Origin of the sequence: Lysobacter sp. FW306-1B-D06B, from assembly GCF_038446665.1 — a bacterium.
GTDB lineage: Bacteria > Pseudomonadota > Gammaproteobacteria > Xanthomonadales > Xanthomonadaceae > Lysobacter_J.
Map to the genome: position 1 here is coordinate 2,791,696 of NZ_CP151802.1, position 17,624 is coordinate 2,809,319.

22 protein-coding genes are annotated in these 17,624 nt (G+C 67.6%); 16 read left to right on the top strand and 6 right to left on the bottom strand.

Features of this window, described 5'->3' with window-relative positions; all coding sequences use genetic code 11:
- Window positions 1–35: 35 nt before the first annotated feature.
- Entirely contained in the window at window positions 36–959 is a 924-nt protein-coding gene (gene gcvA, locus AAFF32_RS12740; protein ID WP_216957850.1) for a transcriptional regulator GcvA, read from the bottom strand.
- 163 nt (window positions 960–1,122) lie between these two features.
- Between gcvA and AAFF32_RS12745 the strand changes: the two genes are divergently transcribed.
- Window positions 1,123–1,914 carry an MBL fold metallo-hydrolase gene (locus AAFF32_RS12745; protein ID WP_342315368.1) on the top strand — a complete coding sequence of 264 codons (792 nt, stop codon included), beginning with the start codon at window positions 1,123–1,125 and terminating at the stop codon, window positions 1,912–1,914.
- On the top strand, window positions 1,911–2,762 hold the full coding sequence (locus AAFF32_RS12750; protein WP_342315369.1) for an MBL fold metallo-hydrolase: 852 nt from the start codon (window positions 1,911–1,913) through the stop codon (window positions 2,760–2,762). The genes AAFF32_RS12745 and AAFF32_RS12750 overlap by 4 nt, the downstream gene beginning before the upstream one ends.
- A 29-nt stretch (window positions 2,763–2,791) precedes the next feature.
- Here AAFF32_RS12750 and AAFF32_RS12755 read toward each other — a convergent pair whose 3' ends face one another.
- Complete coding sequence (locus tag AAFF32_RS12755; RefSeq protein WP_342315370.1) at window positions 2,792–3,700, bottom strand: AraC family transcriptional regulator; 909 nt, start codon at window positions 3,698–3,700, stop codon at window positions 2,792–2,794.
- A 95-nt stretch (window positions 3,701–3,795) separates the two neighbouring features.
- Between AAFF32_RS12755 and AAFF32_RS12760 the strand changes: the two genes are divergently transcribed.
- Window positions 3,796–4,545 carry an SDR family oxidoreductase gene (locus AAFF32_RS12760; protein WP_342315371.1) on the top strand — a complete coding sequence of 250 codons (750 nt, stop codon included), beginning with the start codon at window positions 3,796–3,798 and terminating at the stop codon, window positions 4,543–4,545.
- Here the strand turns inward: AAFF32_RS12760 and AAFF32_RS12765 are convergent.
- From AAFF32_RS12765 to AAFF32_RS12780, 4 genes are all read right to left on the bottom strand, one after another.
- Complete coding sequence (locus AAFF32_RS12765; RefSeq protein WP_216957839.1) at window positions 4,542–4,811, bottom strand: hypothetical protein; 270 nt, start codon at window positions 4,809–4,811, stop codon at window positions 4,542–4,544. The genes AAFF32_RS12760 and AAFF32_RS12765 overlap by 4 nt on opposite strands.
- Window positions 4,812–4,895: 84 nt before the next feature.
- Window positions 4,896–5,045, bottom strand: coding sequence for a hypothetical protein (locus AAFF32_RS12770; RefSeq protein ID WP_342315372.1), 150 nt, complete (start codon window positions 5,043–5,045; stop codon window positions 4,896–4,898).
- 62 nt (window positions 5,046–5,107) lie between these two features.
- Window positions 5,108–5,353, bottom strand: a complete 246-nt coding sequence (locus tag AAFF32_RS12775) for a hypothetical protein (protein WP_216961898.1) — start codon at window positions 5,351–5,353, stop codon at window positions 5,108–5,110.
- 14 nt (window positions 5,354–5,367) lie between these two features.
- On the bottom strand, window positions 5,368–5,691 hold the full coding sequence (locus AAFF32_RS12780; protein ID WP_216957836.1) for a YkgJ family cysteine cluster protein: 324 nt from the start codon (window positions 5,689–5,691) through the stop codon (window positions 5,368–5,370).
- 580 nt (window positions 5,692–6,271) lie between these two features.
- Here AAFF32_RS12780 and AAFF32_RS12785 point away from each other — a divergent pair.
- The 13 genes from AAFF32_RS12785 to AAFF32_RS12845 are packed head-to-tail and all read left to right on the top strand — an operon-like array spanning window position 6,272 to window position 17,616.
- The gene (locus tag AAFF32_RS12785) at window positions 6,272–8,746 is read left to right on the top strand and encodes an ATP-binding protein (protein ID WP_342315373.1); all 2,475 of its coding nucleotides are present in this window, start codon (window positions 6,272–6,274) and stop codon (window positions 8,744–8,746) included.
- Complete coding sequence (locus AAFF32_RS12790; protein WP_342315374.1) at window positions 8,743–9,327, top strand: DUF4255 domain-containing protein; 585 nt, start codon at window positions 8,743–8,745, stop codon at window positions 9,325–9,327. Before AAFF32_RS12785 ends, AAFF32_RS12790 begins: the two co-directional genes overlap by 4 nt.
- Before the next feature lie 2 nt (window positions 9,328–9,329).
- On the top strand, window positions 9,330–10,019 hold the full coding sequence (locus AAFF32_RS12795) for a hypothetical protein (RefSeq protein WP_216957831.1): 690 nt from the start codon (window positions 9,330–9,332) through the stop codon (window positions 10,017–10,019).
- 19 nt (window positions 10,020–10,038) lie between these two features.
- Window positions 10,039–11,223: a hypothetical protein gene (locus AAFF32_RS12800; RefSeq protein ID WP_216957829.1), complete on the top strand. Its 1,185-nt coding sequence runs from the start codon at window positions 10,039–10,041 to the stop codon at window positions 11,221–11,223.
- Between the two features lie 24 nt (window positions 11,224–11,247).
- Complete coding sequence (locus AAFF32_RS12805; RefSeq protein WP_342315375.1) at window positions 11,248–12,804, top strand: phage tail sheath family protein; 1,557 nt, start codon at window positions 11,248–11,250, stop codon at window positions 12,802–12,804.
- Between the two features lie 11 nt (window positions 12,805–12,815).
- Complete coding sequence (locus AAFF32_RS12810) at window positions 12,816–13,259, top strand: phage tail protein (RefSeq protein ID WP_216957825.1); 444 nt, start codon at window positions 12,816–12,818, stop codon at window positions 13,257–13,259.
- Between the two features lie 13 nt (window positions 13,260–13,272).
- Window positions 13,273–13,635, top strand: a complete 363-nt coding sequence (locus AAFF32_RS12815) for a hypothetical protein (RefSeq protein WP_216957823.1) — start codon at window positions 13,273–13,275, stop codon at window positions 13,633–13,635.
- Window positions 13,632–13,811: a DUF6760 family protein gene (locus AAFF32_RS12820; protein ID WP_216957820.1), complete on the top strand. Its 180-nt coding sequence runs from the start codon at window positions 13,632–13,634 to the stop codon at window positions 13,809–13,811. Before AAFF32_RS12815 ends, AAFF32_RS12820 begins: the two co-directional genes overlap by 4 nt.
- A 7-nt stretch (window positions 13,812–13,818) precedes the next feature.
- A complete protein-coding gene (locus AAFF32_RS12825) occupies window positions 13,819–14,244 on the top strand; it encodes a phage tail protein (RefSeq protein WP_216957818.1) in 426 nt (141 codons plus the stop codon).
- The gene (locus tag AAFF32_RS12830; protein WP_342315376.1) at window positions 14,241–15,167 is read left to right on the top strand and encodes a hypothetical protein; all 927 of its coding nucleotides are present in this window, start codon (window positions 14,241–14,243) and stop codon (window positions 15,165–15,167) included. The genes AAFF32_RS12825 and AAFF32_RS12830 overlap by 4 nt, the downstream gene beginning before the upstream one ends.
- A gap of 7 nt (window positions 15,168–15,174) precedes the next feature.
- Window positions 15,175–15,876: a hypothetical protein gene (locus tag AAFF32_RS12835; RefSeq protein ID WP_342315377.1), complete on the top strand. Its 702-nt coding sequence runs from the start codon at window positions 15,175–15,177 to the stop codon at window positions 15,874–15,876.
- Entirely contained in the window at window positions 15,851–16,984 is a 1,134-nt protein-coding gene (locus AAFF32_RS12840) for a contractile injection system protein, VgrG/Pvc8 family (RefSeq protein ID WP_342315378.1), read from the top strand. Before AAFF32_RS12835 ends, AAFF32_RS12840 begins: the two co-directional genes overlap by 26 nt.
- The gene (locus tag AAFF32_RS12845) at window positions 16,981–17,616 is read left to right on the top strand and encodes a phage baseplate assembly protein V (RefSeq protein WP_216957811.1); all 636 of its coding nucleotides are present in this window, start codon (window positions 16,981–16,983) and stop codon (window positions 17,614–17,616) included. The genes AAFF32_RS12840 and AAFF32_RS12845 overlap by 4 nt, the downstream gene beginning before the upstream one ends.
- Window positions 17,617–17,624 lie beyond the last annotated feature (8 nt).

Sequence of the window (17,624 nt, forward strand, 5' to 3'; positions counted from 1 at the left end):
GATATATGCAAGCGGCATGACTGGAGAGGCGATGTTCACGCACCCGCGGGCGAAGGCACGCGCATCGCATCCTGCGCGGCTTCCGCGCACAACCACTGGCAGAACGCGTCCACCGCCGGCAGCGAATGCGCGCCCTGGCGACGCACGATCCAGAACGCATAAGCGTTGTCCAGGACCAGCTCGAACGGCTTCACGAGCCGGCCGTTGTGCAGGTCTTCTTCCACCAGCGGCGCGATGCCCAATGCGACGCCGTGCCCTGCGGCGGCGGCTTCCTGCGCCAGGTAGATGCTGGGAAACACCGGACCACGGCCGGCGTCCACGTGCTTCGCGCCCGCCGCTGCCAGCCACGCCGACCAGTCGGGCACGCCCGGACGGCCGGCCGCGCTTTCGTCGTGAAGCAACGTGTGGTGCCGCAGGTCGTCGGGCGTCGCAAGCTTCGTCAGCGAAGGCGCGCAGATGGGGAACACGGGCGCTTCCATCAGCCGCTGCGCGTCCACGCCCGCATACCCGCCGGAACCGTAGCGGATGGCGACGTCCGCGCCACCGTGGGCCACGTCGACAAGTGCATTGCCGGTCTCGATGCGCAGCCTGACGTCGGGGCATAGCCGATGAAATCGATGCAGGCGCGGTGCCAGCCATTTCGCGGCGAAGGATTCCATCGTGCTGACGCGCAGGCTGGCCACGGCCGGTGCGGTCGCGCGGTCCAGCGCGAGGTCGAGCAGTCCGAACACCTCGCCCAGCGACGCGGACAGCGCTTCGCCGTCGGGTGTCAGCTGCACGGCGCGATGGCCGCGCTGGAAGAGCTTCACGCCCAGGTAGTCCTCCAGGTGTTTCACCTGATGGCTGACCGCCGCCGGCGTCACGAACAACTGCGCGGCAGCGGCCTGGAAACTGAGGCTGCGTGCGGCGGCCTCGAAGGCGCGCAAGGCGTTGAGCGGGGCAGGGCGGCGGGGCTTCACGGGGGTGTCGCAGGGGCGGGCGTGGTCGTCATGCCAGCTTAGCTTTTCTAATGCGAGGCGCAAAACATCTCGTTTGTCGGGCTTTGGAGCGTGAACCACGATGACGCCGTCGAAGCCAAGGGCGTGCATCGTGAGAGTGGAAGATCTGGGTTCCCAAGTCCTCATGTTCGTCGGCGACGAACACGAGTCCGTCGCCACCGCCTTCATCGATGGCGACGACGTGCTGCTGGTCGACTCGCTCGGCAGCCAGACCGACGCCCGTTGGCTGCACGACGTGCTGTGCCTGCAGATGGGCAAGACCGTGCGCGTGATCGTCGCGACGCATTACATGAGCGACCACATGGCGGGCCTGACGCAGTTTCCCGATGCGATGACGCTGGCGCACCGGCATCACCGCCACGCCTTCCTTTCGCAGAACCGGCCGGCCGATGCGCTCTATCGCGAGCCGAAGGTGATCTTCGGCGACGCGATGGCCATTCGCTGGGGGCGCAACGAACTGCGCCTGCTGTACAACCCCGGCAAGACGATGGACCACATCAGCGTCGACGTCCCCACCGCCGACCTCGTGTGCGCAGGCGACAACATCGTCGGCAACATCGTCTATCTCTCCCGGGCCGATCCCGCGTTGATGCGCGCTGCCATCGGCCGGATGCGGCAGTTCGGCAGAAGCACGGTCATCGGCGGGCACATCGGGCGGTTTCCGGCAGTGGTGCTCGACCATGCGATCCACTACCTCGACCGCCTGCGCGAGACGGTGGTGCGCATCCGCTCGCAGGCTCCCGTGCAGGAACTGGAGGCGCGCATCGGCGCGATCCGCATCGAAGACTGCGTGGCGGCGGGCGTCGAACCCGTCGCGTTCGAACGGGAATGGCATCAGCGCAATCTGGAGGTGATGCTCGCCCAGTCGACCTTCGCGCTGGACACGGCGCTTGCGGCCGTGGGAGATCGCGCATGAACCTGCGGCGCAGGAGATTCCTGTCGGTGTGCGCCGCGCTGACGGCCGCCGTCGCACTTCCGGGACGCGCCTTCGCGCCGGCGGACACCGCGAGCGGCTTGCGCATCAGGCGACTGGCCTGGGCCGGCATCCGCCTGCAATTGCCGCAGGCGACGATGTTCATCGACCCGCTGGTCAATCCGGACGCGTGGGGAAGCGCGCTCAAGGATCCGCTCGTGCCCGTTGGCGATGCGATCGGCGATACCAGCGTGCTGATCACGCACGCGCACCCCGACCACTTCGACGCGAAAGCCGCGGCCGACGCTCTTCGAAACGGCGGCACGCTGGCGTACCCGAACGCAACGCTGCCCTTGCCGATCCCGCAAGGTGCGCGCGCGCGACCGAGCGCGCTGTGGGAGCCGCAGTTGATCGGCGATTTCACCGCCACCGCCGTGCCTGCCTCGGACGGTTACGGTGATCCGCAGGTGTCCTGGGTGGTGTCGGCCGGCGGTCGCAGGATCTTCCACGGCGGCGACACGTTATGGCACGGGCATTGGTGGCGGATCGGCCGCCAGTTCGGGCCGTTCGATGCGGCCTTCCTGCCGATCAACGGAGCGCGCTTCGGCTGGCGCAAGCCGGTCAGCGGTCAGCCGGGGGTGCTCACGCCGGAGCAGGCGGTGGCGGCCGCGGAGATCCTGGGCGCGCGCCGACTGGTGCCCATCCACTACGGCATATCGGGGATGCAGGAGTATGTGGAGGTCGATGATCCGCTCGGCCGCCTGCACCAGGCGGCGCGCGCGAAATCCGTGGCGATCCATCCCATCGCGCCGGGCGAGTGGATGGATTGGGATGCGCAGGCAGCCGGATGAGGGAAGCCGCGTCGTCGTGCCGATTGCGGTCAATCCGACCGCGCTGCACGCGCGTACTGCATCGGCGAGGCCCCCACATGGCGGCGGAATGCCGTGCTGAAGGTGCTCGTGCTGTTGTAGCCCACGCGTTCGGCGACGTCGGCGACGCTTGCGTCGTGATGACGCAGCAGATCCCGCGCCAGCGCCATTCGCCACGCCAGGACGTACTCCATGGGCGCCACACCGAGCGTGCGGCTGAAGCGGTCGAAGAACGCCGAGCGCGACAAGGCCGCGGTATCGGCGAGCTTCGCGATGGTCCACGAATGCGCGGGACGTTCGTGGATGGAGCGCAGGGCCGCCGTGAGCCGCGCATCGGCGAGGCCACGCAGCAATCCGCTCGAACGGGAGCCGCGCGCGGTCTCGCGCAGCGCCTCCACCAGCAGCATTCCCACCAGGTGCGACAGCACGACCTCGCGTCCGGGTTGATCGTTTCGCACTTCTTCGCCCACCAGTCCCACCAGCAGCGAAAGACGCGGCACGCCGCGCACGTGCACGACGCCGGGCAGCAGGGATTCGAGCATCGCCGGGGCATCCGCGTCGAACTGGAACCAGCCGCCGAACAGGCGCACATCCGCGGGTCCGTCCTGGCGGCCGTGGCGTACGTCGTCGGTGGAGGAGGGGGGCTGCCTGGGGTCGAGGAGCGTGGGCAGCAGCACGCCTTCTTGCGCGGAGAGGGTGAAGCCCGGCGTCGCCGGCAGCAGCACGAAGTCGCCGGCTTCCAGTGCGATTACCGCCTCGCCGTCGACCGCCAGCGTGCAGCGGCCCTCCAGCACCACGCAGAAGCTGGGGTCGCCGAACTGCGAATAGCGGACCGACCAGCGCCCGGCGCCGCTGATGCCCTTGGCGAACACCGCGCGCGGGCGGAGCAGTCGGACGACGTCGGACAGGGGATCGTGCATGGCCGGACTATCTCAAAACAAATCCAGACTATCCAGCATGGATCGTACGGGAAGGCCGGCCTAACGTGTCCGCACCCACCCCGTCCTGGAGTCCCATGAAAACCGTCCTCATCACCGGCTGTTCCTCCGGCTATGGCCTGGAGACCGCGCGCCACTTCCATGCGCAGGGCTGGCGTGTCGTGGCGACGATGCGCACGCCGCACGCCGACCTGTTGCCCGATGATTCACGCATGCTCGTGCTGCCGCTCGACGTGACGCGGCCCGACAGCATCGCGGCGGCGCTGGAGCGAAGCGGCCCGATCGACGTGCTGATCAACAACGCCGGCCTGGGCTTGTTCGGTGCGTTCGAAGCCACGCCGATGGCGACGGTGCGGGAGATCTTCGACACCAACACCTTCGGCACCATGGCGATGACGCAGGCGGTGATCCCGCAGCTCCGCGCGCGCGGCGCAGGCGTGATCGTCAACGTGACCTCCAGCGCGACGCTGGCACCGATGCCGCTGGTCGCGGCCTACACCGCGAGCAAGACCGCGATCGAAGGCTTCACCGCATCACTCGCGCATGAACTGGCGACGTTCGACATCGCCGTGAAGCTGGTCGAACCGGGCTACGCGCCCACGACGCACTTCGCGGCGAACGGCGAAGCGCGCATGCGTGGATTGATTACCGAGGCCTATGCACCGTTCGCGCAGCGATTCTTCGACGCGCTTTCGACGGTGCAGGCGGTGACGCGCGAGCAGGACGTGGCCGAAGCGGCATGGCGCGCGGCGAACGACACCACGGGCAGGCTGCACTATCCGGCCGGCGCGGATGCCGTGGCGCTGGCGGCGCGGCGTGTCGCCTAGAGGCGATCCACGCTGACCAGCGCGACGCGGATGTGCAGTTCCTCGAACAACGCGCGAAGACGTTGCTCGATCTCCACCAGGTTCGCCAGGTTCTGTCGTCCGTAGAGCGAATAGGTCGGTCGGTCCCCGCTGCGCAGGCCGACTTTGCGTCCCACGCTGACGTCCGGCGTGCGGCAGGCCTGCGCCCAGACCTGCTGCAGGCGCTCCGGGCCGATGCTCTGCCCGTTGCTGATGGTGAATCGGAAAATCGCGATCATGGGCTTCATCAGCATTCCTGGGGTTGCATGGCTAATCGCGCTTGGCTTTCGTGGCAGGCGCGCCCGTGGGCGCGCGCAGCCTGGGTGGAATCGTCAACGGCCTTTCTCGGGTTCCGCTGCGGAGGCAGGGCCGGGCCGTGTGTCCTCACGCGTCGCTCGCTTCTTGGACTGCTTGGCGTCCTTTTCCTTCTTCTTCGCGATCTCGCGCTGGCGCTTCTCGAATGCATAGTTGGGCTTTGCCAAGTCGGGATGTCTCCATGGGGTGAAAGGTCGTCACGCGTCGCGAGTCGGGCGAACGCGTGGTCTCAGGATTTGGGAAGTTTCGCGGCGGCGATCGTGGGCGGCACGGGAGGCGCGTCCTTGCTCGCTCCGTCCGGCTTGGCGGGCTTGCGTCGCAATGGCGTGACGCCGAGTACTTCGATCAGGCCGCCCGCCTTGTCGAACTCTTCCATGTCGGCCGCCAAGCGTTCCCGGGTGCCTCCCTTGTCGTACGACGTCTGGAAGCCCGAGGTGTACAGCGGGCCATAACCGCGCTGGCGAGTGGTGGACATGGGAACAGTTCCTCTCATTGCAGGTGTAGATCGATGGCACGCGAGCGTTCCGCCGCGTACTCGCTGCGGACCGCAATGCAGTAAGGGCCGCCCATGACGAATCGACGGCACACCGAAGGGCGCGTCTCGTAGATGCCGCAGTTCATGCGGGCGCCATCCAGGGCCACGCACCAGCCATCCTCGTCATGTGCCATGACGAGCAGGTCCCCGGTGGTGCGCGTGGTCAGATGGGATGGAATGCGATCCTCGGGCTGCAGCACGACCGTGAGGCGACAGCAGACGGCATCGCATTGGCTGCATCGGGCCGCATCTCGCGCGTGGCGGCTTTGTGAGTTCATCGGTTCCCGAAGCGCGCGTGTGTATCGCGGCTTGGTTTGCGGGTGGAATGGCCTGGCATCGGGGCTCCCTTGAGGCGCCTCTCCGCAGAATGCAGGAGAGGGTCACGCGTGAGAGGGAGCGATGCGGGCGGACGCTTTGAGGTCCGAGCGAAGCGCGTGAACAGGCGGTCGCGCTGAGGAGCTTATGCCTTGTCAGGCATCCTACAGTATTTGCGCTACTCATACTTGACTGCGCCTGCATCCGAACCTTCGATGCTCGGCTCCAATGCCTCGAGCATCGCACCGTGTTCATGATCCGAGCATCCCGGGCCGCTCTCGCGGGGGCCGCCGACGCGTTCCTGAATCATCACGGTCATATCGACCTGGCGGGAACCACCACGCATCCAACGGCGCCCGATCCTCCGATCCAGCGAGGATCCATCGCGGGATCCTCACGCGATGGCCCCCGGGAGCCATCGGGGGACTGCTGTCCCGATAGACCATCGGTGGTCCCAGATGGCGCATTGCCCGTGGATGGGGTGCATGGGAGAACGAAGGCCGGATTCCCCAGCGAGTCGGCCCAGTGGCGCGAATTCATGTCGTGGTTGCCGAAACGTCGCCGGATATCGAGGCCGAAGGCATTGCGGCCGCGGTCGCCGGTTGCGTCGACATGTCGCTGGTCGGGGGGCGGGCGGTAGGCGAGGCGGAGATCGAGGCATTGCTGGCCGCGATCCCGCGCGATCCGCCGGCCGTGCTGGTGCTGGTCGGGCCGGACGCCGACACCGAAATCGCGGAGCGCGCACTGGACGATCGCGCGGGGCTGGTGGTCATCCGCGTCAATGCGCCGTTCGGCAACCGCGTGCGCACGGCCTTCAACGATATCGGGTTGCAGAACCTGCTCGATCAGATCCGCGTGCTGGCCGAACCGCGTGCGCCGGCACGCAACATGGCGCGGATGGACGACGATGCGGTGATGCCGGCCGCCGGGCCACTGTTCCGCGCGGGCCTGGCGTGGTTGCACGCGTTACTCCGACACGCCGCTGCGTCCACTGCGACGACGCCTGGCGACCTGCCGGGTCTGACCGTTTCACCCACGCGCATCGTCGAGCAACTGGACGTGCGCGGCGAGCGCGAAGCGTCGGAGTCCAGCGAAGCCTTGCGCGAAGCCGATGCCCAGTTGCAACGCGCGCTTTCTGCCGCCGGCGAACGCGACGAGCCGTTGGCCGCACTCGCGTCCACGATGTCACTGACGGGCCTGGAACTCCGCACGGTACTGCTCGCGCTGGCGCCCGAGCTGGATCCGCGTTACCAGCGCTGCATCGGCGTGCTGCTGGATGATCTCAGTCGCCGCGTGGCCACGCTGGGTTTGTGCGCGGAACTGCTTGGCGATCCGGTCGAGGTCCGCCTGCAACTGGACGCGGCCGGCAATCTCGCCCGTTGGCGCGTGTTCGACGCAACGAGCGGATGGCTTCCGCCCGCCGACGAGCCACTGCGGCTCGATCCCGCAATCGTGGCCTGGATCCTCGGCGACGACGACGCCCTGTCGCGCGATGCGCGCCTGCGTCGCGTGCTGCGCCTGGCGGCGTGGCCGGGCGCGGAGTTGATCGACACGCCGTCGCTGCGCACGCGCGCGGACGTCCTGCTGCGGCGACTGGCGACGGCGCCGCAAACGCAATGGCTGCTGCTGCCGAGCGACGATGCCGCCGGGTGGAAGGCGCTGCTGGAGCTCGGTGCGCGCGCGCAACACGCGCAGCTGATGCGCGTGGATGTCGCCTATGCCGCATCGCCGGAAAGCGGTGACATCGAGGACCTCGGCATTCGGATCGGTCGCGCCGCGCTGCTGGGCGATCACCCGCTCGTGCTCGACCACGGCAGTGCCGACGGGCTTGCCGACGCGGACGACGCCCAGCGCCGTCTCTTCGCCGCGATCGCCGCTACCGGTTGCCGCACCGGTCTGATCTGCAACGACGCCGCGCGACTGGCCCGGCTGCTCGGCGCGGCGGCGTTCAACAGCATGATCGAAGCGCCCTTGTCGGGCGCCGACAGCGCCGCCGCGTTGCGTGTAGCGGCGCAGCGCACCGGCGCGCAGATCGACGACGAACAGGCCGCTCACGCCATGCGCCAGTTCGGACTGTCCATTTCCGGGATCGACGAAGCGATGCGCCTGGCCGCGACACGTTCGACAGGCGGCTCTTCGCCGACCCAGCGCCGGGACGCGTTTCTCGCCGCCTGCAAGCAGGTCGCATCCGAAGGCCTGTCGCGCATGACCGAGCGCATCGATCCCATCTTCGCGCTCGACGACGTGGTGCTGCCGCAGGATCGCAAGGAGCAGTTGCTGGAGATCGTCGACAACGTGCTGCTGTCCGAGCGCGTGCTGGGCGACTGGGCGTTCGGCGAGCAGTTGCCGTATGGCCGTGGCGTCACCGCGCTTTTCCACGGCCCCAGCGGCACGGGCAAGACGATGGCGGCGCTGGCGGTGGCGCGCAAACTCGGCATCCAGATCCTGCGCATCGATCTCTCGCGCGTGGTCAGCAAATACATCGGCGACACGGAGAAGAACATCGACCGCGTCTTCGAGGATGCGCAGCGCTCGGGTTCCGCGCTGCTGATCGACGAAGCCGATGCGCTGCTGGGCAAGCGCAGCGAGGTGAAGGACGCGCACGACCGCTACGCGAACATCGAAGTCGCCTACCTGCTTCAGCGCATGGAGGCCTACGAGGGTTTGGCGATCCTGACGACGAACCTGCGCCAGAACCTCGACGCCGCGTTCCTGCGGCGCCTGCGTTTCATCATCGACTTTCCGCGGCCCGATGCAGAGGCCCGCGAACGCATCTGGCAGCGCTGCCTGCCTCCGCAATCGCATGCGCTGGATGAGGCGGCATTCCGGCACCTGGGGCGGCGCATCGACCTCACCGGCGGCCACATCCGCCAGATCACGCTGCGCGCGGCGTTCATCGCCGCCGCTGCCGGCACGAAGATCGGCCTGCCGCACATCGCGCGTGCGGCCAACGCCGAGTTCGCAAAGCTGGGCATGCCGCCCGTGCAGCTAGACCCGGACGTGCGGAGGGTGGCATGAACGCCGATGCCATCCTGCGCGTCACGCAGGCACTGGGAGCGCGCCTGCAACAGGCCGTCGTCGCCTCCGGCGATCCCGGCACCGTCTTCATCGGGCCGCTGGACGATCAGGATGCCGTCGGCGCATCGCTGATCCTGTTCCTCTACCGGATCGCGCCCAATGCCAGCCTTCGCAACCGCGAACACCGCGTGGCGGCGCAGACGCCGCCGCCCGCCGTGATCGTCCACGAGAACGCGCTGCCGCTGGATCTGTATTACCTGCTCACCGTCGGAACGCGCCCCGGCATGAGCGAGGAACCGCTGCTGCGCGTGCTGGGCTTCGCGATGCAGGCGCTGCAAGCGGTGCCTGAAATCACCGGTTCGCCGGTAAACCAGGAGGTCGTGCGGGTAACCCTCGAACCACTCACCACCGAGGAAACCAGCCGCATCTGGGCGTTGTTCCCCACGGCGAACTACCGGACGTCCGTCGCCTATCTGGCTTCGCCGGTGTGGATCGATCCGGCGCAGCCGCCAGAACAGGCGCAGGTGGTGCTCGAAGACAGCCTCGATGTCGGCATGCGCGCCACGGTTCCGGTGAATTAGCCATGGCCCGTCCCTTCGACGTGTACGAACCGCTGGAGCGCCCCTGGACGCAGGAGGACGGCTGGTCGCGCAAAGGCATGTTGGCCGTCGAAGTGCTCGATGCCGTGACGTTGCGGCGCATATCGCAGGGCATCACGGTCACCGCGAAAGGCGTGGGCAGCAGGCCGGTGCTCAACCACGGCGGATTGTTCGTCTGGCGCGGCGCGAACCTGACCGGTTTCGACGGCATCGCCATCGACCCGGGCGTGTTGCCGTTCGCGGGAGTGGAACTCGCGCCGGCCGACGTGTCGTTGCCGCTGCACACCGTTGCGTTGCAGCCGCGCTCGAACTACGCGTTCGCGCCGGGCACGACGGCGATCCTGGGCGCGCTCGTCGAAACCGTTCCGTTGCCGGGCACGGCCCCCATCGCGGTCCCCGGCGCATCGATCCGCCTGGAATGGCTGGACGACGACGGCACCACGTGGCACCCGCCCGCGCAACGTTTCTTCACCGACAGTCGCGGCGAGTTCGCCGCCTTCGTTCCTTTCCTCCCCGCCGACCTCCCGCAGTTGGACGCCGGCGGCCACGTCAAGCTCAGGCTGTTCGCGAATCGCACGCCGGCGGTGCTGCCGGTCGTGGAGAAGTTCGTCGAATTCGCACACCCCCAGGGGCGGGTGCGCAACGCGATCCATGCCTGGGACCAGCTGTCCTGATGCCAAGGAGTTCGTCGCCATGAGCGAATCGACCAAGCCGTGTCCGCCCGCCGAGCCGACGGAGCCCAGGTGCACGCCATTCCCGACGCGTGAGCCGCCCAAGCTGCCCGATCCCATCGATTGCCCGGTGCCGTGCTGTTGCCCACCCGGGCCCGGTGGCAACGGCGGTTCCTGCCTGGACAGTGTGATCGCCGCGCAATCGCAGCTGGCCGACAAGGCGGCGATGGCCAAGGACTTCGCCGACGAACTGCGCGCCTTGCAGGACAAGATGGTCGCCGCGCGCGCGGGCTACACGCGCGAGAAGTTCACCGGCCTGAGCAAGCGTTGGAATGAACAGGATGCGGCCATCGGCAAGCTCGCCAGCGATGTCGCGTGCAGCGTGAGTTGCTGGGAATGCCTGCTCGAATGCCGCCTGTGTCCGCTGCTGTACGAGATCCGCACGCTCGAGCGCAGGTTGAACGGCTACGGCAATTACCCCACCAGCGTCGACACGCTGCGCGAACTTGCCAGCTGGCACGAGCGCAACCGCGACGATCGCCAGGCCGTGTACGACCGCATCAAGGCCGTGCTGGCGGCCTGGGAGGATCCGGCCACCACGCTGGACGAGGTGCTCACCGCCAACCAGGCCCTGCTCGACAGTGCGCGCGCGCAGCTCAGCACCGATCCGGCGGCGGCGATCTATACGCTGTTCGTGAAGCTGATTCCGGCGCACTGGGCGATACGGCCGCGCGGGGAGGGCATGGCCAAACCCAAGGTCGAGCCTTACGCCCACATCTGCACCTGCGGGAACGAAGATCCGGACGAGTGCTGCGGTCCCGACACCAGCGCCGGAACCGTGATCGAGCGACTTCGCGCGCCGCTGCCGTATCTCATCGATCCCAACGGGCTCGCCGACCTGCTGTGCTGCCTGGTGACCGAACGCTACCTGCCGGCGAAAGAACTGCTCGCCGAGGCGCATGCGTTGCTGGAGAACGCCAAGCAGGACCTGGAACGCACGGCCGCCCAGATCAAGTCGAAAACCGAAGCCCTGGAAGCGTCCTTCATGGCCGAACTCTCCGGCCCCATCGACTGCGGCCCGTACCGCAAGAAGAACGGGAAGGACGACCCGTGCACACCGCCCACCGAAGAGCCGGAGGAGCCCAAGCCTTGCCCTCCGGCGCAACCGCCCTGCGAATCCGACACCCCCAAACAGTCCGGCGCGTGATGCCCCGAACACCGGAGAACGGCCATGCCTGAGTACCTGCATCCCGGCGTCTACATCGAAGAAATCGAACGCGGTCCCAAACCGATCGAGGGCGTGCCGACCAGCACCGCGGCGTTCCTCGGCGAAGCAGAGCGCGGCCCGACCATGCCGCGCATGGTGACCAGCTACAAGGACTACCAGCGCTGGTTCGGCGGGGTGACCTCCACCGACAAGTTCCTGCCGTATGCGGTGAACGGCTTCTTCGAGAACGGCGGAAAACGCCTATTCGTATGCCGCATCGCCGACGACACCGCGACGCCCGCGCAAGTCGCGCTGCCGCAGAATTTCCTCGTCCGTGCGGTGGGGGCGGGGGCGTGGGGCAAACGCGTGTACGCCTACGTGAGCGACAGCTCGACGAAGCGGCCCGGACCGGGCAACACACTCGTTCCCGTCGGCTTCCGCCTGCAGCTGGCGTACTACGCCACGGCGCCCACGCAGGACCCGACCGAGTGGTTCAAGGACCCGACGAAGCCGCCGTTCCCCTCGTATTCGGAGAACTTCGACGACCTCGTCGGCAACCGCGCCTCGCCGGACTACTACGAGAAGCGCCTGCTCGACAGTTCCGCGCTGGCAACACTGATACCGCCGACCAACGCACCCGTCGGCGCGATTCCGCAGAAGACCGCTACCGCGTTGGCGCTGTCGGCCAACGGCGCCGACGGAGGCGTGCCGGATCCGGCCGATTACGAAGGCAAGGTCGCGCTGCCGCAGCGCCCGGACCCCCAGGGCCTGGCGGCACTGGAACTGGACCCTTACCGCGACGTCTCGCTGGTCTACGCACCAGGCGTGGATTTCGACATCGCCAAGAAGCTGATCACGCACTGCGAGAACCTCAAGTACCGCTTCGCCGTGGTGGACTGCCAGAAGACCACCACGCCCACCACGTTCGAGCCTCGCAACGCGGTGGCCGATTCCAAGTACGCGGCGTTGTACTACCCGTGGATCTACATCTCCGATCCGCAGTCCGGCGCGCGCACGCTGGTGCCGCCCGGCGGCCACACGCTGGGCGTGTACGCGCGCACCGACAGCGAGCGCGGCGTGTTCAAGGCACCGGCGAACGAGATCCTGCGCGGTGCGCTGCAACTGTCCGCCGAAACCGACGACAGCACGCAGGACCAGATGAACCCGCGCGGCATCAACGCGATCCGCCAGTTCCCCGGACGCGGCATCCGTGTCTGGGGCGCACGCACGCTCAGTTCCGACGCGCTGTGGAAGTACGTCAGCGTGCGCCGGCTCTTCATCTTCCTGGAGCGCTCGATCTACGAGGGCACGCAATGGGTCGTGTTCGAGCCGAACGACGACAAGCTGTGGGCGCGCGTGATCGACACGATCCGCCTGTTCCTGCGCACGCAGTGGCGGCTGGGGGCGCTGTTCGGACGCACCGAGGAAGAGGCGTTCTTCATCACCTGCGACCGCACCACGATGACGCAGGACGACATCCTCAACGGACGGCTGATCTGCGAAATCGGAATCGCGCCGGTGCGTCCGGCGGAATTCGTCGTGTTCCGGATCTTCCAGAACACCGCCGAGCCCCAGCGCTAGGAGAGTGAGCCATGGCACGCATCGACCCCCTGCGCAATTTCCGCTACCGCCTGGAGATCGACTCGATCACCCAGGCGGCCTTCAGCGAAGTCGCCATCGGCGACACCACGATCGACGCGGTCGACTACCGCGAAGGCACCGATCCTCCGCATGTGCGCAAGCTTTCCGGCCTGACCAAGTACGGAAACATCACGCTCAAGTGGGGCATGACCATCGGCGCGACCGCGCTGGATCTCTACAAGTGGCACATGGACGTGTCGTCCGGACAGGTCCGGGAGCGGCGCAAGAAGGTCGTGATCGTCGTACAGGACGAAGCCGGCGCCGACGCCGCGCGCTTCGTGGTCAGCGACGCATGGCCGGTCAAGTACGACCCGTCGGACCTCAATGCCAAGGGCAACGAGGTGGTGATCGAACTGCTCGAGCTGGTCAACGAAGGCATCGAGCGCGTCCGCTGACGAGGAGGGCAGGATGAACGCGAATCCGCATCCGGGCTTCCGGACCGAAATCGACTTCGAGTTGCCCAAGGGCTACCTCGACGACACCGGCACGCTGCATCGCCACGGCGTCATGCGCCTGGCGACGGCGGCCGACGAGATCCTGCCGCTGCGCGACCCGCGCGTGCAGCAGAACGAGGCCTACCTGGCGGTGATCGTGCTGGCCCGGGTCATCGTGCGGCTGGGCACGTTGCCGGACATCCACACCGGTGTCATCGAAGGGTTGTACGCGTCCGACCTCGCGTACCTGCAGCGGCTCTACGAGGAGCTCAACGCCGTCGACGACGTCGACGCCAGGCAGGCGCCGCCGAGGCTGGCCGTCCTGGGGGAAGCATGAAGGCCTATCCCGTGCCCGTCCTCTACGAGGAAATGGCCTTCATCGCCCACCATTTCCACTGGTCCCATCGCGACCTGATGGAGCTGGAGCATCGCGAGCGGCGGCGTTGGTGCCGGGAGATCTCGCGCATGAACCGTGCGCTGGACGGCGCGCCGGCCAATCCGTTCGAACTGTGAGGGCACGATGACGCGTCGCGATCCCTTCCGCGGTTTCCGCTACCTGGTCGAGATGGAGGGCCTGGTGAGCGGCGGTTTCCTGCGCGTGAAGGGGTTGTCGCGCGAAGTGCGCGTGGAGTCGTACAGGGAAGGCGGCGTCAACGAGTACGAACACAAGCTGCTGGGCCAGGTGACGTATCCATCGCTGGTGCTCGAGCGCGGCCTGGCGATGGACGACCTGTGGAAGTGGGCGCAGGCGGCGGCGGACGGCGACGCGCAACGTCGCACCTTGTGGATCCGCTTGCAGGACGAGGCCAACGACAAGGCCTGGGCATGGCAGATCACCGATGCGCTTCCGGTGAAGTGGTCGGCGTCCGACCTCGATGCGGCATCGTCGCAGGTGGTCATGGAAACGCTGGAGCTGGCGCATCACGGTTTGAGGAAGGCGACATGAAGGCGCGGCCGCAGCTGGCGCTGCTCGCGTGCCTGGCGGCACGCAGGTTCGTGCGCAGGCGCCCGGCGCGGACACCGGGACGGGCATGGCTGCCGCTGTTGTTGCGGTACCGGCGTGTGCATGCGTCAACGGCTGCGCGTATCGGCATGCGAAGTCGCGTGATGGGGATGCAAATTCACGTGCACCTTGGGTTCGCTCATCACGCGCGGCAGATGGGTGGCCAGATGACGTCGCCCGCATTGTCGAGCGCTGCGGTGAATGGGCGTTCGTCCTCGATGACGCTGCGGTCTTCGCAGATGACGCCGGCTCGTGCGCTTTACAGCTCGCCAGTGGAAAACACGCTTGCGCCTGTGGGCAGAGCCGGCGCGCGGCGCGCGCGGATGGACCATCCACTGCGCCCACACCGCGCGGCAAACCCGATGGCGCTGCCCGACGCGCGACAGCGCGCACAGGCGCCGACCGTCGGTGCACGGGTCGTTGCGGCCCTGCGCGTACAGGCCGCGCGGACGCCGCTGCCGGTGCACGGCGGTGGCGGAATCGAGGCCCAGGATCAGCGCCTGTCCGCCGTTGCAATGCGGGCCAGGGCATCGCGCGCTAGTTCCCCGAATACGCAAGGCGCACGCCACGCGATGTCGCCGTCGCAGTCGATGGGCGGCTCACCGGATCTGATCTGGCGCGCGCCGCCGCCCGCCGCCGTGCCGGCAAGCGTGCAGACGCTCGCGCAATCGCCGTATCCGACGACCGATGAGACGACGCGTCCAACCGCCTTCGAACCCATCGAACCCGCCGACCTCGCCCCGCAGGTGCGCGCCGCGATGCGCGCGCAGGTGCTCGATCCCGCGATCGTCGACCGCCTGGCCGACGACGTGATCCGCCGCATCGACCGGCGCGCGCGCATCGAACGCGAACGCCGGGGACTGTGAGGACACCATGGCCGAATCGCAGCTCAAGAAGGCCACCATCACCGTGCTGGCGGGCTCGCGCCAGAACGAAGTGATCACGGTGATGTTCAACCCCACCGAATACACCTTCGAACGTTCCAACACCTACAAGGCGACGCCCGTACCGGGCATCGGCGCGCCGTTGCTGCAATTCGTCAACGGCGAGTCCGACCGCCTGAGCATGGACCTGTTCCTCGACGATGCCACCGACCGGCAGGGGCCGACCTCGCTGTTGCAGAAGGAGAACAACCCGCTGGGCACGCGCCTGAAGGCGCTGACATCGCTGCTGGTGATCGATGCATCGCTGCACGCGCCGCCGCCCGTGCGCTTCAGCTGGGGCACGCTGGAGTTCTCGGCGGTGATCGAACGCCTGGGCCGCAAGGTCACGATGTTCCATCCCGACGGCAACCCCGCGCGCGTGACGCTGTCGGTGAGCTTCAAGGAATACCGAACCCTGCGTCAGCAACTGGAAGACCCGCGTCGCGAGTCGGCCGACAAGACCAAGCGCCGCGTCGTCGTCGGGGACGAGCGTCTGTGGTGGATCGCCGCCCGCGAGTACGACGATCCCAACGAATGGGTCCGCATCGCGCTGGCCAACGACCTCGACGACCCGCGCGAGATCGCACCGGGCGACTGGCTGGAACTGCCGCCGATGGAGAATCCGGATGGAACTCGTCGCACTGTCCCATGACTACGGCGAGTTTTACGCGCCGTGCTTCGTGGTCCGCCTGGCGGGCCAGGAGCTGGTGCGCGATCTGCAGGTCGCCGTGAGCCAGGTCGAAGTCGACATGGTGCTCGGCTCGGCATGGCACTTCACGTTCACCGTGGTGGATGCATTCGACCCGGCCGCCGGCGCCTTCCGCACGGGGCAGGGCGGTCACGATCTGCTCGGCCAGTTCGCCTTCGGCGCCAGCATCGAAGTGTGCATGGGCTACCGCGATGCGAAGTCGATGCCCACCGTCATCAACGGCGTGATCACCGAGGTGTCGACGAGTTTCCCCGACGGCGGCGCGCCGGAGCTCATCGTGTCCGGCTACGACCCGGGCTTCCTGCTCACCCTGGGCAAGAACTCCGACAGCTGGCGCAACCAGACCGACGGTGATGTCGTGCGGCAGATCGCGCGCTTCCATAACCTCGACGTGGTCGTCGACAAGACCGAAGAGCGACGTCCGCAGATCGAACAGAACCAGGAGAGCGACTGGGATTTCCTGAAGAAGCTCGCCCAGCGCAACCACGTCGAACAGGATCACTTCGAACTCTACGTCGATGTCGAAGGACGCAACCGTTCCACGCTGCACTTCGGCGGGCCGCGCGTGAAATCCGATCCGGTCGTGCACCTGGAGTGGGGCCGGGGACTGTTGAGCTTCAGGCCGCAGGCGAACCTGGCCGGGCAGGTGGCGAAGGTCGAAGTCATCGGCAGCGACACGGCGCGAAAGACGACCTTCATCGGTCGCGCCAGTGCCGACCTGGCCGGAGCGCGCGCGAAGACGATCGCCGAGCACCTGGGCGCACTGGTCCGCGCACCGGGCCGGCAGCCGGTGCTGCGGCTGCGCCAGCCGGTGTTCTCGCAAGCCGAGGCCGACCAGCGAGCGAAAGCCGCGCTGGGCGAACGCACGCGTGAGTTTCTCACCGGCGAAGTCGAATCGATCGGCCTGCCCGAGTTGCGACCCGACCGCACCGTGAAGATCGACGGCATCGGCACGCCGTTCTCGAAGACCTACTACATCCAGCAAGCCACGCATCGCATCGACGGCAGCGGCTATCGCACGCGCTTCCGTGTCCGGGAGACCGCGCTGTGAACCTCCTCTCGCCTCCGCAATCGGAAACCGGTCTGGAGACCGGCGGCTTCGCCAAAGGCCTGGCCGTCGGCATCGTGACGCAGAACCAGGACCCCGAAGGCCTGGGCCGCGTGCGGGTGGCCTTCCCGTGGCTCGACGATCGCGAGAGCCATTGGGCACGCCTGGCCACGCCCATGGCCGGAAAGGACCGCGGCCTGGTGCTCATCCCCGAAGTCGGCGACGAGGTGCTGGTTGCGTTCGAACGCGAAGACCTGCGCTTCCCCTTCATCCTGGGCGGTCTGTGGAACGGCGTGGACACACCGCCCATCGCCAACGACGACGGCAACAACGACAAGCGGATCCTCAAGTCGCGCAAGGGCCACTGGCTGCTGTTCGACGACGGGACGCAGGGCGTGGTCGAACTCAGGCACGAGAACGGCGGCCTCGTGCGACTGAGCGACGACGGCATCCTGATCGACGACGGGAAGGGCAACACGGTCTCGATAGACAACACCCGCGGCGCCATCGCGCTGGAGGCGATCGGATCGCTGCAGATCAAGGCCACCACGATCTCGATCGAAGCCACCGGCACGCTCGAACTCAAGGCCAACGCCACGATGACGATTCGCGGCGGCCTGGTGAACATCAACTAGGAGCGCAC

Excerpts from the sequence above, each read along its gene's own strand:
- AAFF32_RS12765 (WP_216957839.1), bottom strand. The coding sequence starts at position 4,811 with ATGAAGCCCATGATCGCGATTTTCCGATTCACCATCAGCAACGGGCAG.
- AAFF32_RS12760 (WP_342315371.1), top strand. The coding sequence starts at position 3,796 with ATGAAAACCGTCCTCATCACCGGCTGTTCCTCCGGCTATGGCCTGGAG.
- AAFF32_RS12835 (WP_342315377.1), top strand. The coding sequence starts at position 15,175 with ATGGCCGAATCGCAGCTCAAGAAGGCCACCATCACCGTGCTGGCGGGC.
- AAFF32_RS12830 (WP_342315376.1), top strand. The coding sequence starts at position 14,241 with ATGAAGGCGCGGCCGCAGCTGGCGCTGCTCGCGTGCCTGGCGGCACGC.
- AAFF32_RS12750 (WP_342315369.1), top strand. The coding sequence starts at position 1,911 with ATGAACCTGCGGCGCAGGAGATTCCTGTCGGTGTGCGCCGCGCTGACG.
- AAFF32_RS12840 (WP_342315378.1), top strand. The coding sequence starts at position 15,851 with ATGGAACTCGTCGCACTGTCCCATGACTACGGCGAGTTTTACGCGCCG.
- AAFF32_RS12790 (WP_342315374.1), top strand. The coding sequence starts at position 8,743 with ATGAACGCCGATGCCATCCTGCGCGTCACGCAGGCACTGGGAGCGCGC.
- AAFF32_RS12800 (WP_216957829.1), top strand. The coding sequence starts at position 10,039 with ATGAGCGAATCGACCAAGCCGTGTCCGCCCGCCGAGCCGACGGAGCCC.
- AAFF32_RS12745 (WP_342315368.1), top strand. The coding sequence starts at position 1,123 with ATGTTCGTCGGCGACGAACACGAGTCCGTCGCCACCGCCTTCATCGAT.
- AAFF32_RS12780 (WP_216957836.1), bottom strand. The coding sequence starts at position 5,691 with ATGAACTCACAAAGCCGCCACGCGCGAGATGCGGCCCGATGCAGCCAA.
- AAFF32_RS12795 (WP_216957831.1), top strand. The coding sequence starts at position 9,330 with ATGGCCCGTCCCTTCGACGTGTACGAACCGCTGGAGCGCCCCTGGACG.
- AAFF32_RS12820 (WP_216957820.1), top strand. The coding sequence starts at position 13,632 with ATGAAGGCCTATCCCGTGCCCGTCCTCTACGAGGAAATGGCCTTCATC.
- AAFF32_RS12755 (WP_342315370.1), bottom strand. The coding sequence starts at position 3,700 with ATGCACGATCCCCTGTCCGACGTCGTCCGACTGCTCCGCCCGCGCGCG.
- AAFF32_RS12775 (WP_216961898.1), bottom strand. The coding sequence starts at position 5,353 with ATGTCCACCACTCGCCAGCGCGGTTATGGCCCGCTGTACACCTCGGGC.
- AAFF32_RS12810 (WP_216957825.1), top strand. The coding sequence starts at position 12,816 with ATGGCACGCATCGACCCCCTGCGCAATTTCCGCTACCGCCTGGAGATC.
- AAFF32_RS12805 (WP_342315375.1), top strand. The coding sequence starts at position 11,248 with ATGCCTGAGTACCTGCATCCCGGCGTCTACATCGAAGAAATCGAACGC.
- AAFF32_RS12815 (WP_216957823.1), top strand. The coding sequence starts at position 13,273 with ATGAACGCGAATCCGCATCCGGGCTTCCGGACCGAAATCGACTTCGAG.
- AAFF32_RS12825 (WP_216957818.1), top strand. The coding sequence starts at position 13,819 with ATGACGCGTCGCGATCCCTTCCGCGGTTTCCGCTACCTGGTCGAGATG.